The sequence below is a fragment of the Pontimicrobium sp. SW4 genome, assembly GCF_039954625.1.
Lineage (GTDB): Bacteria > Bacteroidota > Bacteroidia > Flavobacteriales > Flavobacteriaceae > Pontimicrobium.
In genome coordinates this window covers 1,781,073-1,795,207 of sequence record NZ_CP157199.1, presented here as the reverse complement: position 1 = coordinate 1,795,207, position 14,135 = coordinate 1,781,073, and the positions used below count along the sequence as shown (strand labels likewise).

At 30.4% G+C, this 14,135-nt stretch carries 13 protein-coding genes; 9 read left to right on the top strand and 4 right to left on the bottom strand.

Translation table 11 applies throughout. The features are described 5' to 3' along the window. The first annotated feature begins 23 nt into the window (after positions 1 to 23). The 9 genes from ABGB03_RS08415 to ABGB03_RS08375 all read left to right on the top strand — a co-directional run bounded on the left by ABGB03_RS08415 (position 24) and on the right by ABGB03_RS08375 (position 9,242). Entirely contained in the window at positions 24 to 1,286 is a 1,263-nt protein-coding gene (locus ABGB03_RS08415) for an alginate export family protein (RefSeq protein WP_347921824.1), read from the top strand. 14 nt (positions 1,287 to 1,300) lie between these two features. Beyond that, positions 1,301 to 2,080 (top strand): CbbQ/NirQ/NorQ/GpvN family protein, encoded by a 780-nt coding sequence (locus tag ABGB03_RS08410; RefSeq protein ID WP_347921822.1) that lies wholly within the window; start codon positions 1,301 to 1,303, stop codon positions 2,078 to 2,080. 95 nt (positions 2,081 to 2,175) lie between these two features. Then, the gene (locus ABGB03_RS08405; RefSeq protein WP_347921820.1) at positions 2,176 to 3,948 is read left to right on the top strand and encodes a VWA domain-containing protein; all 1,773 of its coding nucleotides are present in this window, start codon (positions 2,176 to 2,178) and stop codon (positions 3,946 to 3,948) included. An 89-nt stretch (positions 3,949 to 4,037) separates the two neighbouring features. After that, the gene (locus tag ABGB03_RS08400) at positions 4,038 to 4,376 is read left to right on the top strand and encodes a DUF4870 domain-containing protein (RefSeq protein ID WP_347926400.1); all 339 of its coding nucleotides are present in this window, start codon (positions 4,038 to 4,040) and stop codon (positions 4,374 to 4,376) included. A 316-nt stretch (positions 4,377 to 4,692) separates the two neighbouring features. Then, complete coding sequence (locus ABGB03_RS08395) at positions 4,693 to 6,495, top strand: AHH domain-containing protein (protein ID WP_347921818.1); 1,803 nt, start codon at positions 4,693 to 4,695, stop codon at positions 6,493 to 6,495. A gap of 9 nt (positions 6,496 to 6,504) precedes the next feature. Continuing rightward, positions 6,505 to 7,350, top strand: a complete 846-nt coding sequence (locus tag ABGB03_RS08390) for a DUF1963 domain-containing protein (protein ID WP_347921816.1) — start codon at positions 6,505 to 6,507, stop codon at positions 7,348 to 7,350. A gap of 313 nt (positions 7,351 to 7,663) precedes the next feature. Next, positions 7,664 to 7,852, top strand: a complete 189-nt coding sequence (locus ABGB03_RS08385) for a hypothetical protein (RefSeq protein ID WP_347921814.1) — start codon at positions 7,664 to 7,666, stop codon at positions 7,850 to 7,852. A 2-nt stretch (positions 7,853 to 7,854) separates the two neighbouring features. Next, positions 7,855 to 8,316, top strand: coding sequence for a hypothetical protein (locus tag ABGB03_RS08380; protein WP_347921812.1), 462 nt, complete (start codon positions 7,855 to 7,857; stop codon positions 8,314 to 8,316). A gap of 41 nt (positions 8,317 to 8,357) precedes the next feature. Beyond that, positions 8,358 to 9,242: a hypothetical protein gene (locus tag ABGB03_RS08375; protein WP_347921810.1), complete on the top strand. Its 885-nt coding sequence runs from the start codon at positions 8,358 to 8,360 to the stop codon at positions 9,240 to 9,242. 90 nt (positions 9,243 to 9,332) lie between these two features. On the opposite strand, the gene dnaN is transcribed toward ABGB03_RS08375, so the two are convergent. The 4 genes from dnaN to ABGB03_RS08355 all read right to left on the bottom strand — a co-directional run bounded on the left by dnaN (position 9,333) and on the right by ABGB03_RS08355 (position 14,044). Then, on the bottom strand, positions 9,333 to 10,451 hold the full coding sequence (gene dnaN / locus ABGB03_RS08370) for a DNA polymerase III subunit beta (protein WP_347921808.1): 1,119 nt from the start codon (positions 10,449 to 10,451) through the stop codon (positions 9,333 to 9,335). A gap of 74 nt (positions 10,452 to 10,525) precedes the next feature. Then, positions 10,526 to 12,910: a gliding motility-associated ABC transporter substrate-binding protein GldG gene (gene gldG, locus ABGB03_RS08365; RefSeq protein ID WP_347921806.1), complete on the bottom strand. Its 2,385-nt coding sequence runs from the start codon at positions 12,908 to 12,910 to the stop codon at positions 10,526 to 10,528. Beyond that, on the bottom strand, positions 12,910 to 13,206 hold the full coding sequence (locus tag ABGB03_RS08360) for an antibiotic biosynthesis monooxygenase family protein (RefSeq protein ID WP_347921804.1): 297 nt from the start codon (positions 13,204 to 13,206) through the stop codon (positions 12,910 to 12,912). Before ABGB03_RS08360 ends, gldG begins: the two co-directional genes overlap by 1 nt. A gap of 1 nt (position 13,207) precedes the next feature. Further along, positions 13,208 to 14,044, bottom strand: coding sequence for an SAM-dependent chlorinase/fluorinase (locus ABGB03_RS08355; RefSeq protein ID WP_347921802.1), 837 nt, complete (start codon positions 14,042 to 14,044; stop codon positions 13,208 to 13,210). Between the last annotated feature and the right edge of the window lie 91 nt (positions 14,045 to 14,135).

Here is a 14,135-nt window from a genome sequence, read left to right as displayed (position 1 = left end):
GAACACTATAAAAAGTTATAATTATGAAAAAAATAATTTTTTCAGGACTCCTTATTATCTCAATAATAGGTAATACTAACTCTCAACAATTAGACATATCAGCCGAATTAAGACCACGCTACGAAAATAAACATGGTTTTGGTACATTACTAGCAACAGACGCAGATGGTTCTAATTTTATATCTCAAAGAACAAGGTTAAATTTTGATTTTAAACAGGACAACTTAATATTTAAGATGTCACTTCAAAATGTTAGAGTTTGGGGAGATGTAAACACTTTGTCTAGTGATGATACTGCTAATGCATTACACGAAGCTTGGGCAGAAGCAGTATTAAATGACAAAATATCATTAAAGCTTGGACGTCAAGAAATTGCTTATGATGATCAAAGAATATTCGGTAGTGTTGATTGGGCACAACAAGCAAGAAGTCATGACGCATTTTTATTTAAATATGTACCAAATGCAAAAAACAGGTTAGACATTGGATTAGCTTTAAACTCTGATTCTCAAAGTAATTTAGATAACTTGTATAGTAATGCAGCTGGTTATAAAGCGTTCCAATATGCTTGGTACCATGGTGATTTTGATAATTTAGGATTGAGCGTTTTGCTTTTAAATACTGGAATAGAATATCTAGATAATATTAATGAACAAACCTTAGATTATATGCAAACCATAGGTTCGCGATTAACTTATAAGTTTGATAAGTTTAATGTAAATGGAGCTGCGTATTTTCAAACAGGAAAATCTTTTGATAACAAAGTTAGTGCGTCATATTTTACAGGAAACTTATCCTATAAAATATCTAGCGATATTTCTTTAGGTTTAGGTTACGAATATTTATCTGGAAAAGATCAAGATGATGTTGATACAGATATAAAATCTTTCATGCCTTTATTTGGTACTAACCACAAGTTTAATGGTTGGATGGATTACTTCTATGTAGGGAATCATGGAGGCTCTGTTGGATTAAATGATATTAGTTTTACATTTTCATATCAAAAAGATAAATTTTCAGCGAAATTAGTACCACATTTATTCTCTTCAGTAGCCAACATTTATGATGGTTCAACTAAAATGGATAATAATTTAGGAACAGAAATAGACCTTACTTTTGGATATAAAATATCTGAAGATATATTATTGAACGCAGGCTATTCAAAAATGTTATCGACAGAATCTATGGAAATTATAAAAGTGGGAGGAGATAGTGACGAAAACAATTCTTGGGCATGGGTAATGATCACTTTTAAGCCACAATTATTTTCGACAAAGCAACAATAAAATTTAATTATTAAGTGAATACTATAGCACCATATTATCTTCCTGTTGGAAAGGAGATTCAAGTTTTTGAAAAAACATATTTAAACAAGTTACCTTTTTTATTAAAAGGGCCAACTGGAACAGGAAAATCAAGATTTATAGAGTTTATGGCTCATAAATTAGATAAAGAACTCATTACAGTTTCCTGTCATGAAGAAACGTCGTCAACCGATTTAATTGGGCGTTTTATTATAAAAGGGGCAGAAACCGTTTGGCTAGATGGTCCTTTAACTTCAGCAGTTAAAAAAGGAGCTATTTTGTATTTAGATGAGGTTGCCGAAGCACGGCCAGATGTAATTGTAGCCATACACTCTTTAACCGATCATAGGCGTGAATTGTTTATCGATAAATTAGGTGAAACAGTTAAAGCACACGAAGATTTTTGTCTAGTAGCATCATTTAATCCTGGGTATCAAAGAGGTTTTAAAGAGTTGAAACCATCAACTAGACAACGTTTTGTTGCTATTTCATTTGATTACCCAGAACCTAAAACAGAAGCAGAGATTTTAGTTTCAGAAACTGGTGTCGAAGCTTCAATTGCTAAAAAATTAGTGAATATTGCTACAAAAATTAGAAACTTAACAGAGTTAGGTCTAACCGAAACAGTTTCTACACGTTTATTGGTAGATGCAGCAAAATTAATACATAGTGATTTACCTAAACGTTTATCTGTGCATGTAGCAATTGTTGAGCCTTTAACAGATGATCCCGAAGTGATTATAGCACTAAAAGATTTGTGTGATTTAATGATATAATGAAGCAGTTAGCAGTTTACTGTCACAGTTTGCAGTTTTTCGAATTTAAAATGCTTACACTGTATACTGCTACTGAATACTGAAAACTAAATACTATGTTTGAGTTCGAGCCAGACGAATATATATTTACCAAACTTGCTTACTATTTCAAACGAAAAAAGAAAGAGAAGCAAGAGCGAATCTCTTACACTGTAAATTTAATTGATATAAAGCCTCGATTAACCCTTATTGCTAGAGCTATTACAGGAAATTCAATCGAAATTTTTGACGCAGAACGAGAAGGAGGTTACAAGAATAATAATTTCTTTTTACCTAGTAGTTTTTCACAGTTTAAAGATGCAGAGGTTAACTTATCTTTTTATCTTTTTAGAGTTCTGTATTTATCTGTTCAAAAGCAATTACATTTTAATTGGAATAATGTAGAACAAGATAATTTAGAGATGTCTAGGCAGAAAGCTTTTGAAAGTTCTAGTCAAGTATTAAAGCAACTTTTTGAGGAATTTCCTGTTACACAAAAAATTCATACTAAGCTTCTAGAGCACTATAAGAAGCTTACAAAAGAGACATCTAAAGTTGACACGACTTTTCTTTATGGAAAGTGGATGAAAAATAAGCCTGAAGCAAATTCACAAAACACGCTCGAAAATTTTTCAGAAAGAGTTAAAACAAAAAAAGAAGAAGTAAAGACGATTATTAAAGCAAATGCTGTAGAAGAAATAATATCAGTAGAAGTTGATGAAAAGCAGCTTGATGATGCAGTATTACAGCATCAATTTGAAAAAGTTGAAACAGCTGAAGAGTTTGGAGGCAATTGGAGAGACATGGATGGAGACGATGAGCTAGATGACCACTCAAATGCCTTAGAAGACCTAAACATGAAATATACGGTTAGAGTTGACGATACAGCCCATTCCGTTTACCAAGCAGATTTTATTGAGAATACTACTATTTCAGAAAGTGCAGAAACAGACACTAAAGGCTTTCATTTAAAATACGATGAATGGGATTTTTCAAGTCGTACTTATAAGCAAGATTTTTGTAAAGTCTATCCAAAATCAATTTTAAAAACTAACGTCGATTATTATAAGGAGACTATTTCTAAAAATAGTTCGACGTTGTTGGGTTTACGTAAGTTATTATCTAATGTCAATAATAGATTTCAACAACAAAGACGTCAACCACAAGGCGAAGAGTTTGATATAGATGCGATTACCGATTTGTTTGTAGATGTACATAAAGGACATACACCTTCCGAGAAAATATATTTATCAAATAGAAAGAAAGAAAAAGACCTATCTATTTTATTATTATTAGATGTTAGCTTATCTAGTGATGGTTATGCAGCAGGAAACAGAGTGATAGATGTAGAAAAGCAAGTTTCCATATTATTTGGAGAAATTTTAGACGAATTTAATATCGATTTTTCTATCAACTGTTTTTATTCAAAAACCAGAAACTATTCAAATTATATTACTTTAAAAGGTTTTGATGAAGATTGGAACAAAGCAAAATTTAAAGTAGGAGCAGTGGAGCCTAGTGGATATACACGCATAGGTTCAGCTTTAAGGCATTCTGGAGCATTGTTGGATACAAGACCAACCAAAAACAAGTGGGTTATTGTAATTTCTGATGGTAAACCAAACGATTATGATAAATACGAAGGAAAATATGGAATTAACGATGTGAAACAAGCTTTACGTGAGTTAAACGAACGTCAAATAAACTCCTATGCCTTGGCTATAGAGGCACAAGCCAAATATTATTTACCACAAATGTTTGGTCAAAACCACTATCAAATTTTAACAACACCTGTGGAGTTGCTCCAATCATTAGTAAAACTCTACGAAAAAATTAAGCATCAAAGTTAACGTACTTTTTTTGTAACATTTCTCATGAACTTACGTCAAATAAGTATCAATCAAAAATTAAAATCATGAGAAAAGAACATTACATAGCAATGAGAGAAGATAGACAACTTATAGTGCTAACGCATTTAAGTCAGTTAATCACTTTAGTTATTGGTTTTGGAAGTTTAATATTACCATTAATTTTATGGGCAACCAATAAAGAAAAGGTATATGAAATGGATAATCACGGTAAAAGCATTGTCAATTTTCAATTAAGCATTTTAATATATTCTATTATGTGCATTCCGTTGATACTGTTATTAGGGTTAGGAATTTTAGGTCTAATAGTATTAGGCATTATATCATTTGTTTTCCCAATTATTAATGCTATTAAAGCAAGTAATGGTGAACAACCTAATTACCCAATGTCAATTCAGTTTATTAAATAATATAAAACATATTATCTCTTAGTTTTATTAGTTAGTTAGTTTATTAGAGATAAAAAAAGCTCACTTCTTAGAAGTGAGCTTTTTGTTTATGTCTAGTTTTTGCATATGACTTTACAACTACAGTATTGTAAATAATAGTTTGTAGTTTAATCTTATTTTCGATTTTAAACCTCAAAGATTTCTCATTAGTATATCAATATGTTAAAAATGAACACTTTAAATAATACAGTATTTAAAAATATACGTATTTATACGTATTGTTTAAATGTGGCATTACTCTTACATTTAAAATCATAAAAATCAAATATTTAAAATAATGAAAAGCACAAAGTCAATTGCAGTCATCCTATTTTCCTTATTATTTCTTAATCTTATAAGTTGTGATAAAGAAAATGTAGAATCTAAAGAGCCTATTCAGGAAAAACTTAAGCAGAAAATTAAAATCACTACAATAAGTGATTATAAAAATGATGCTGAATTTAGAGAAATCACTTCAAAATTTGGTTTAGAAAAGATAATTGATAACGAGTCTTCCTCAAATGACAATGAAAGAATAAGTAAAAAATCTGATTTTTTAATTGATACTGATGTCATTAAAAAAGTAGAAACAGATAGCCTTACAACATATACAATGTTAATAGAAAGGCAATCAAAACCTGCCACTGTACTATTTGAAAATTTGGTTATTGAAAAAAGAAAAGATAGTATTAGTGGTTATTTTGTTGCTTATACTTTTGACAAACCATTTCTACAGCAAAATCAAAAAGAAAATATTTCTGGAACGGTAAAAATATCGCCTCATGAAGGAGATATTAAGGAATTAATTAAGAGAATTAACTCGCAAGCAGAAAGCAATGCTTTTTTGAGAGCTGATGACGAATGCGAAACTATAGAGATTATTGTTGAGACTAGCTGCCCCTGTGAAGGTCATTGGTCAATTCAACAGTGTACTTGTAATATAAGAAAGCCAACGAGAGAGAGTTTTCTTTTTAACACGTGCGATAGTGATGGTGGCAATTTCAATGATGGCGCTACATATTATAGTGATGGAGGCGCCACAGGAGGAGGTAGTGGAAACCCTAATTCTTACTCCGCAACTGTAATACCAGATGAGGATTTGGAAACACTTGTAAAGTCGTTTTTAAGTACTTTGAGCAATGCAAGTAGAAATTATTACTTAAATAATCCAGCTGAAAAGGATCTGATTTTTGATTATCTTAATGATAATGAGTTTAGTGAAAGTTCGATGGATTTTGCTGAAGAGTTAATAGATATAGTTAGTGTTGAATCTATAAATGATATTGATGCTTTTAATTTTGTTTTAGCAGCAAAAAAGCAAAATAAAATTTATAGTGACATTGATGGTTCGTTTTTGCTATCTGTGGATCAATTTACAAATTTAGATTTGTCTATTTCTGATGATCATGATCCAATTATTGCACACTTCATGATTAAAATGGCAGTTCTAAGAGCATTGAATCCTGAATGGTCAGATATTAAGGTGTTTTGGGAAGCAACTAGAGATGTTGTACATATTGCTCTTGATGGCATAGGTCTTATCCCAGTTGTTGGTGAGTTAGCTGATTTCTTAAATGGAGGTCTTTACCTTCTTGAAGGTGATGGTGTAAATGCAAGCTTAAGCTTTGCAGCTACTGTACCAATTTTTGGTTGGACAGCTACTGGAGCAAAGTATGCAGTTAAGCTTACAAACACTGTGACTGGACAAACTACTAAATTGGTTTGGAAAGTAGTGAATAATGTGATAGATTTTGGAAGAAGTAGTCAGTTAAGAAAGGTACTTGGTTTGTTACCTGGCAATCCGCAGCAGGCTCATCATCTTGTTCCTTGGGCGTTAAGAAATAATCCAGTAGTACAGAAAGCTGCTAACTCTATTTATACATTTCACATGAATGATGTAATGAATGGTATAGCTGTTGCTGCATGGAGGAATCAACCAAATCATAATTTATATAATCAAAAAGTTCAGGCATTATTTGATGCATTACCAGAATCTTTAACTCCAGATGAAGCTTTCGAGCAAGTTAACAATATTGTCACTAACATAAGAAATGCTATAATTGACAATCCTAATACTCATTTAAACGATTTAATTTTTTAGATTTATAGCATGAATAATGATAGCCAAACTATTGAGGAAAGCATTAATCAGTATATGATAAATAATCATATAAATGTATATGCAATTTTATTAGATTTAATAAAGCCTACTATCGCATTTAAAAAGAGTGAGAAAAGCAAGAATATATCAAAATTTGGTGGAATTCCTTTATTCTCTGATGATTTGGATATGGATCGTTTTAATATCAAATCGTTATCCCATCTTTGTCAAATTTCGGTAGATGAGATAATGCCGTATAATGAGTTTAATTACTTTTTTGATGGCGGCATGATATCATTTTTTATTAATCTTAATTTAAGTTTTCCAATTAGACGAAGCGATTATAAAGTATTTTATCATAATTGTAAGAAAGAATATTTGACACAAAGACATGAACACTTCGTTAATTCACCAGTTTTAGACGAGATGTTTATTGATTTCTATTTACATTATAATTTTCCTTCATATCAAAACTATAAAATGCTTGAGTTAGAAACTAGAGGTATTAATTTAGATGAAGAAATTGATGAAATACAAGATTTTATTGATACTAATAACAATCATTTTTCTAATAATATAGGTTCTCAATTATTTGGAAACCCTCAAGCTGTGCAAGGAACTGTTTCTTTTCATTGGGCTGCTAGCGCATTAAATTTAAGCTATCCATTTACAGACCAAGATTTAAAAAAGATTAACGAGATTGAAAAAGAATATATCCTTTTATTACAAGTAGATTTTTCAGATATAAATGTTACTGAAAATTTTGGAGATGGGATGTTATATTTTGGTATTAAAAAAGAGGATTTAATGAGAAAAGATTTTGATAATGTAGAGTTGGTCTATCAATCAACTTAGAAATTTTAAAATTTGATGAAGCCAAAGTTTAAAAGTATGTTATTAATAGCGCTATTAAGGATTATTCTCTTTTTCATTTATCATATCCGAGTGACAAAAATTATATAGATTATAAAAAAGTAAATTTTTAATAGGCAAACTTGGAGATTCGAAAGATATTAGTATCAGAAAACCTATAAAAGTCAATAATTATTTAAGTCTTAATGGAAAACGATTAGATAGCTATGATCCGCTAACCGGAGAAATAGTTTCAAGAAAAGCAACAAATTTAAGTGAAATTCAATTTTCTACATTTCAAAAATATTTAATTGAAATGAATCAAAAATATGCGCCAGGTACCGTTATTAGATCTAATAAGTATTCTAATTTAGATGGGCTAATTCTGCATGGGCAACAAATTCTAGAAATTCCTGACAGCAATCAGTCATTATCAAATATTCAAGATTTTATTGATTTTGCAAGAGATAATTACGATATTGAAATCCGTTTTAGACCAGAATAAATATGAAACAACTTCCTGAAATAAAACTCATATTAGAGAATATAAAATTTGAAAACTTATATAGAAATATTTCTGAAAAGTATTCTGCTTCTAAAGAAGAAACGTTAGAAAGTTATTCGAATGAAAAAGTTTTATCCATTTTTACATCTTTAAGCTATAGTTTTATATATAATAAAAAGGAGAAATTTTATGGGTTAAACCAAAGTATTGGTGATTACCTTTTCACTTTCAATATTTCATTAAGATATGGTTTGGTAGAGTTCATTTGGGTGCTTCGTAAAAATGGAGAATTAATAACTCTAGGTGGTCCTTGGGCTTTTATTATTAGATTGTTAAACAATGGTGATAAAACTGATATAAAAAAGCCATCTTTTAGTAATTATGAAGATTTGGAATCTATTTTAAAAGAAGGCCTGTCTTTATATGAAGACTTTAAATCAGAAGTTTTAAAGATAAAACCTTAAAAATTTAAAATTCAATTAGCTATCTAATAATAAATTAAAAAATGTTTAAAAGTATATTGATAACAACACTTTTGAGTTATAGTTTTTGCTTAGCTCAATATGATTCAATAACATTACCTATTGGTGGTGTTAACAAATTTGATCTTAATAAAAACCATTACACTATTCATTATACTAAAGAAAAAGAGATGTTTTTTAATCATAAGAGAATAAGGTTTTGGGACCAAATAGCTAGTTCTATACTGGAAGAGGAAAGACAGCCCAAGTTAAATGCAGTTTCAAACATAATTATATATGCAGACAAAGAATTATCTTATGCATATATTGAAAGAATTAGACATGAAATTGGAAAGGTTTGGAATGGCTTTTTGCATTATAAAAGTGACGGTTATAAAACAGAAAATTGCTTATCTTTTTATATTAATGGGTCAGCAATGTCGGCAACTAAATATAAGGATACAGATTGGGTATATGGTCCCAAAATCATATATACTTCTAAAGAGTACACTGGAGAATCAACAATTCCAACTTTAGAAGGTTGGGTTTGGCCTATTAATACTGTTTGGCAACATAATTTTGCAGGTGATTTTTTTGATAATAATATTGCTTATGCAAAAAATATTTTGGAAGAACTAAGTTATAATTCTTTGGAAATAGTTTCAAAGTCAGCATTTATTTATAACTCAAAGCTTCAAAAGTTTGAAAATCTAGAGTTAATAAATAAAATTACTTTTAATAATGATTTATTGTTTGTAAAGACAAGAAGAGGCTTAAATTATAATACATATTTTGAAGCAATGACAATAATTCAAGATAATAGAATACAAGATAGAGAGCATGGAGTTTTAAAAAAGCCATTTATTATAGAAGTCCCTTACATTTATGAAAAAAAAATATCAGATAATAGTATTAAACTATTTAATTAAAAACTTGTTTTAGATTCTTTAAATTCATTTAAGGTATAAAAAAAGCAATAACTAAGTTATTGCTTTTTTTTGATTTTTATTTATGTTCGATTAGTTATTCAACATCACAGGCATTACCAACATAGTGACATTTTCACCTTCATCTAAGCCATCAATTGGCGTTAAAATTCCAGCTCTATTTGGTAAGCTCATTTCTAGCTGTACTTCACTTGCGCTAAGGTTACCTAACATTTCGCTTAAAAAGCGAGAGTTAAAGCCAATTTGCATATCATCACCTTGGTAATCGCAAGTAAGGCGCTCTTCGGCTTTGTTACTGTAGTCAATATCTTCAGCAGATATATTTAATTCTGCACCAGCTATCTTTAATCTAATTTGGTGTGTCGTTTTATTTGAGAAAATTGATACACGTTTTACAGAGTTTAAAAACTGTGTTCTATCTATCGTTAATTTGTTTGGATTCTCTTTTGGTATTACAGCCTCGTAATTAGGGTATTTTCCATCAATTAAACGACAAATTAACACAGAACTATCAAACGTGAATTTAGCGTTAGAATCGTTATATTCAATTAGCACATCTTCGTCGCTTCCAGATAAAATTCCTTTTAAAAGATTCAAAGGTTTTTTTGGCATAATGAATTCTGCTGTTTCATTGGCAGATACATCACTGCGTGTATATTTAACTAATTTATGAGCATCAGTTGCAACAAAAGTTAAACTATCTGTTGAAAACTGAAAGAATACACCACTCATCACAGGTCTTAAATCGTCATTTCCTGCAGCGAAAATAGTTTTTGAAATTGCTGTAGCTAGTACATCTCCAGAAAGTGTTGTAGCACTCGGATTTTCAAGAGCTACTGCTTTTGGGAATTCTTCTCCATTGGCATACGCTAACGCATATTTACCGTGGTTAGAACTTATTTCAACTGTATTATTCTCTTCAACAACAAAAGTTAATGGTTGCTCAGGAAATGTTTTTAAAGTATCTAGTAATAATTTTGCAGGTATTGCTACGCTCCCTTCACTATCGCTTTCAACATTTATTGTTGATGACATCGTAGTTTCAAGGTCACTAGCAGAAACTGTTAACTTAGAATTGTTAAGTTCAAACAAAAAATTATCTAAAATAGGTAAGGTATTCGAGCTATTAATAACGCCTCCTAAAACTTGTAACTGTTTAAGTAAGTAGGTACTTGATACTATAAATTTCATGTATATCTTTCGTATAATTAGTTATTACAAATATATCTTATCGCTGCTTAAATTGGAAACAAACTTATTAACAACTAAGTGGCATATTTTTTCTTTCTAATAAAGTTGAAAGCAAAGCCAAAAACCGCTAGCAAAATAAGTGGTAATGCGATATTTACAATTTGCCATTTACGCTTTTGTGCACTAATTTTTTCAGAATCCATAAAAGCAACTGCAATTTCTTTGGAACGAATGTTTATAAGTCCGTCGTCATCCAATAAATAGTTGATAGCATTTAGCAAAAATTCTTTGTTTCCATACATGCGTCCAGTCCATGCATCAAAACCTAATTCTAATGGACCGCTTCGTCTTATTTCATTCTTTATAACATCACCATCTGCAATGACAATCATTTTTGTAGACTTGCTAATAGATATATCATCTTTTAAGTCAAAAGGCTTTACACGATTGTTATAAACCGATGTAAATTCACCTTCTAGTAATACTGCTAGATTTTGATTTCCGTTATTATAAGTATTCCTGTCAGGTTCTTGCGTAATACTTTCCAAACTAATTTCTTTTGGTACACCAACTAACTTAGAAAGTGGCGAACTTTTTAAGAGTACAGTTTTTGAAACTGAATTTTTTAAAGTGTCAATCTGATTTGCAAAATCAAACTTCACCAAGTTTAAATTGTTGCCTATTGGATGGTTACTATTTCCAGAAGCTAAAGGCGAATATTGCCATTGTACAGGTTGAAATTGTGCATCACTACCTTCACCAATAGCTAACGCAATAGGAGCAGAGTACATATCGTTTACCAAAACAGGATTGATGCGAATACCATATTTAAAAAAGAAATCGGTTAAATTTAAGTCTCTAACTGTTGCAAAACTTACTCCAGATTCGTTATAAAGACTGTCCTTGTCCATGGCCACTTTATCAACTAACCATAAACTTTTTCCACCATTCATGGCATATTGATCTAGCACATATTTTTCTTGTTCTGTAAACGCTTCTGTTGGTTTTGCAGATACAATCAAATCGTAATTTTTTAAATCTTTGAGCGCTTTTTGAGGATTACTCGCAACGCTATCTAATGTAAAAGGTGCAGTTAAGTAGTATTGGCCAATGGTTTTAACAAAATCGGCTATATAGCGATTCTCTAATTGACCATTCCCTTTTAAAACAGCAACCTTTTTACTTCTTGGATTAATTAATTTATTAAAACCATCCGAAAAGGCATATTCTAAATGTTGAATAGAATTGGCTACTTTTTCTTCGGTTGAAGCTCCAATATTATTTTTTAGTAGTGAAATTTTTACGGTTTGGTCGTTGTAGCTTGCCAAGGCCCAAGGAAAAATAACTTCTTGAGTGGTTCTTCCGCTTTCTTGCACATTTAATTGCATTGGCGTCAAGCCTCTTTCAGATAATTGCTGAATATTTATATTTCTATTCGCTTCATCTGCAATGGGATTGATAAAACCAAAATTGATGTTTTTATTTGTGTTTACAAACTCTTCTAATAATTGTTGTGTTTCGGTTTTTAAACGTCTAAATTCTGAAGGAAACCCATCTCCTTCCAAAAACACATCAATAATAATTGGGGAATTCACATCTTTTATTAATTGTTTTGAAGCTTCACTTAGTGTATAACGTTTATCGGATGTTAAATCGAAACGTTTAAACATTGAATTCGAAAATATATTTGCAACAAGCAATCCTAAAAGAAGTATAGATAAAGCTGTCCACTCTTTTTTATAGACTTTTCTGTTACTAACCTTTACAACTGTTAACGCTAGAAAAAATACGGTGATACTTATAAAATATATCACATCTCTTGTGTCAATAACACCACGACCAATGCTTTTAAAATGATAATTCATACCAAATTGCTCTACAAAGGTGCTTGTAACAAAATCGGCAATAGCATCAAAACCGTAGTAAAAGAAAAAACTAATTGCAATAGCAGTAATAAAAGCTACTATTTGGTTATCGGTTATGATTGATGCAAAAATGCCAATAGAGGTGTATGCTGCAATAAGAAATAGCAATCCAAAATAGGATCCAATGGTGCTTCCTGTGTCTAAATTCCCAATAGGATTTCCTAATTGATAAACCGTGTAAACGTAAAGTAATGTTGGTAGTAAAGCTATAAGAATGAGTACAAAAGCACCTAAATATTTTTCTAAAACTATATTGGTATGTGATATAGGTTTAGTAAGTAAAAGTTCTAAAGTACCTTGTTTTTTTTCATCACTAAAACTTCGCATGCATACTGCAGGAATTAAAAAAAGCAATATCCAAGGTGCTAAAAAGAAAAAGGACGATAAATCGGCAAAGCCATAATCCAATACATTAAATTCACTTTTAAATACCCATAAAAACGATCCATTGGTTAATAAAAATATAGCGATTACTAAATAACCAATTGGTGAGGTAAAAAACGACTGAATTTCTTTTTTAAGGATTGCAAACATTATCGTAAACTTACAATTTTATCCACACTCCAAGCTTGTGGTTTATCATTAAATAGTATTTTGGTTTTTGACCAAACATTTTTAAACAATTCCGATGTTCTATAATTTTCTAAATCGGCTTCATCATTCCAGTAGCTATAGGTGAAAAATATATTAGAATGATTTTTATCTTGGTATAATTCTAATAAACGGCAACCAGGAAAATTTCGTATAGATTCTTTATTAGTGTTAAAAATACTTTTAAAAGTACTAATCATAGTTTCATCAAAACTCATTTTTACTATTCTAACAAACATATTAAGTGTTCAAAAAGTTAATAGTTACAGTATCTCTCATTGTTAATCCCATAAGTGTTGATGCACTTCCAACGGTTGTAGTATTACTTTTATAAATAGCAATTTCAAGATATTTTGAAGAATTGAAAACGACCATAGCTTTTCCTTCATCATTACGCTTATCCTCATCAATATCGAAGTTGACAATATCACTATATTTTGAAAACACAGTTTTGAATTTATAATTCCTAGCAGAAATCTCAAAAGGTCTACCTTTTTGAATTTCTTCAAAAAACTTCTTTCTAATATTGGTTACAACATTTCCGTAATTATCAATATAAATTACGTTACCAATAATTTGACTCTTTTCATCATTAACAAACGGAATCAAGTTTTTTATTGGTTTTATAGTAGCAATTGTTTTACCAATGACCTCTAATGTCCCACCTCTGGCAATATGACCAGCTACTTTTACAAACACATCCAATACAGGAAAACTAGTTTCTATTTTATCGTGAATATTTATTTCTACAATTTTTTCTGGTGCAATTTCTGAGCATATCATACTCATAATGCCATTATTGGCACAAATAAAATAATGGTCATCGAGCTTTACAGCAATATGTTTGTTTTCTTTATTAAGTTCGGAGTCAATCCCTATGACATGAATGGTGCCTTTTGGAAAACTACTATAAGCATTTTGAATAATATAAGCAGCCTCCGAAATATTAAAAGGAGATACAGAGTGTGAGATATCAACAATTTTTACTTCAGGCTGCTCGCTGTAAATGGCACCTTTAATAGCACCAGCAAAGTGATCCTTCTCTCCAAAATCTGTTGTTAATGTGATAATTGCCATTGGCAAATTTGTTGATATTTTTTTTAACCTTTTTGAAGGTAATTTTTGTACTTTTGAGACATACAAAACTAATAAATCCAAAGTGATTTAT

What these genes read in the sequence shown, in the direction of transcription:
- ABGB03_RS08355 (WP_347921802.1), bottom strand. Translation starts at nt 14,044, where the DNA reads ATGGCAATTATCACATTAACAACAGATTTTGGAGAGAAGGATCACTTT.
- ABGB03_RS08405 (WP_347921820.1), top strand. Translation starts at nt 2,176, where the DNA reads ATGTTTGAGTTCGAGCCAGACGAATATATATTTACCAAACTTGCTTAC.
- ABGB03_RS08400 (WP_347926400.1), top strand. Translation starts at nt 4,038, where the DNA reads ATGAGAGAAGATAGACAACTTATAGTGCTAACGCATTTAAGTCAGTTA.
- ABGB03_RS08360 (WP_347921804.1), bottom strand. Translation starts at nt 13,206, where the DNA reads ATGTTTGTTAGAATAGTAAAAATGAGTTTTGATGAAACTATGATTAGT.
- ABGB03_RS08375 (WP_347921810.1), top strand. Translation starts at nt 8,358, where the DNA reads ATGTTTAAAAGTATATTGATAACAACACTTTTGAGTTATAGTTTTTGC.
- ABGB03_RS08395 (WP_347921818.1), top strand. Translation starts at nt 4,693, where the DNA reads ATGAAAAGCACAAAGTCAATTGCAGTCATCCTATTTTCCTTATTATTT.
- ABGB03_RS08390 (WP_347921816.1), top strand. Translation starts at nt 6,505, where the DNA reads ATGAATAATGATAGCCAAACTATTGAGGAAAGCATTAATCAGTATATG.
- dnaN (WP_347921808.1), bottom strand. Translation starts at nt 10,451, where the DNA reads ATGAAATTTATAGTATCAAGTACCTACTTACTTAAACAGTTACAAGTT.
- ABGB03_RS08380 (WP_347921812.1), top strand. Translation starts at nt 7,855, where the DNA reads ATGAAACAACTTCCTGAAATAAAACTCATATTAGAGAATATAAAATTT.
- ABGB03_RS08415 (WP_347921824.1), top strand. Translation starts at nt 24, where the DNA reads ATGAAAAAAATAATTTTTTCAGGACTCCTTATTATCTCAATAATAGGT.
- gldG (WP_347921806.1), bottom strand. Translation starts at nt 12,910, where the DNA reads ATGTTTGCAATCCTTAAAAAAGAAATTCAGTCGTTTTTTACCTCACCA.
- ABGB03_RS08385 (WP_347921814.1), top strand. Translation starts at nt 7,664, where the DNA reads ATGAATCAAAAATATGCGCCAGGTACCGTTATTAGATCTAATAAGTAT.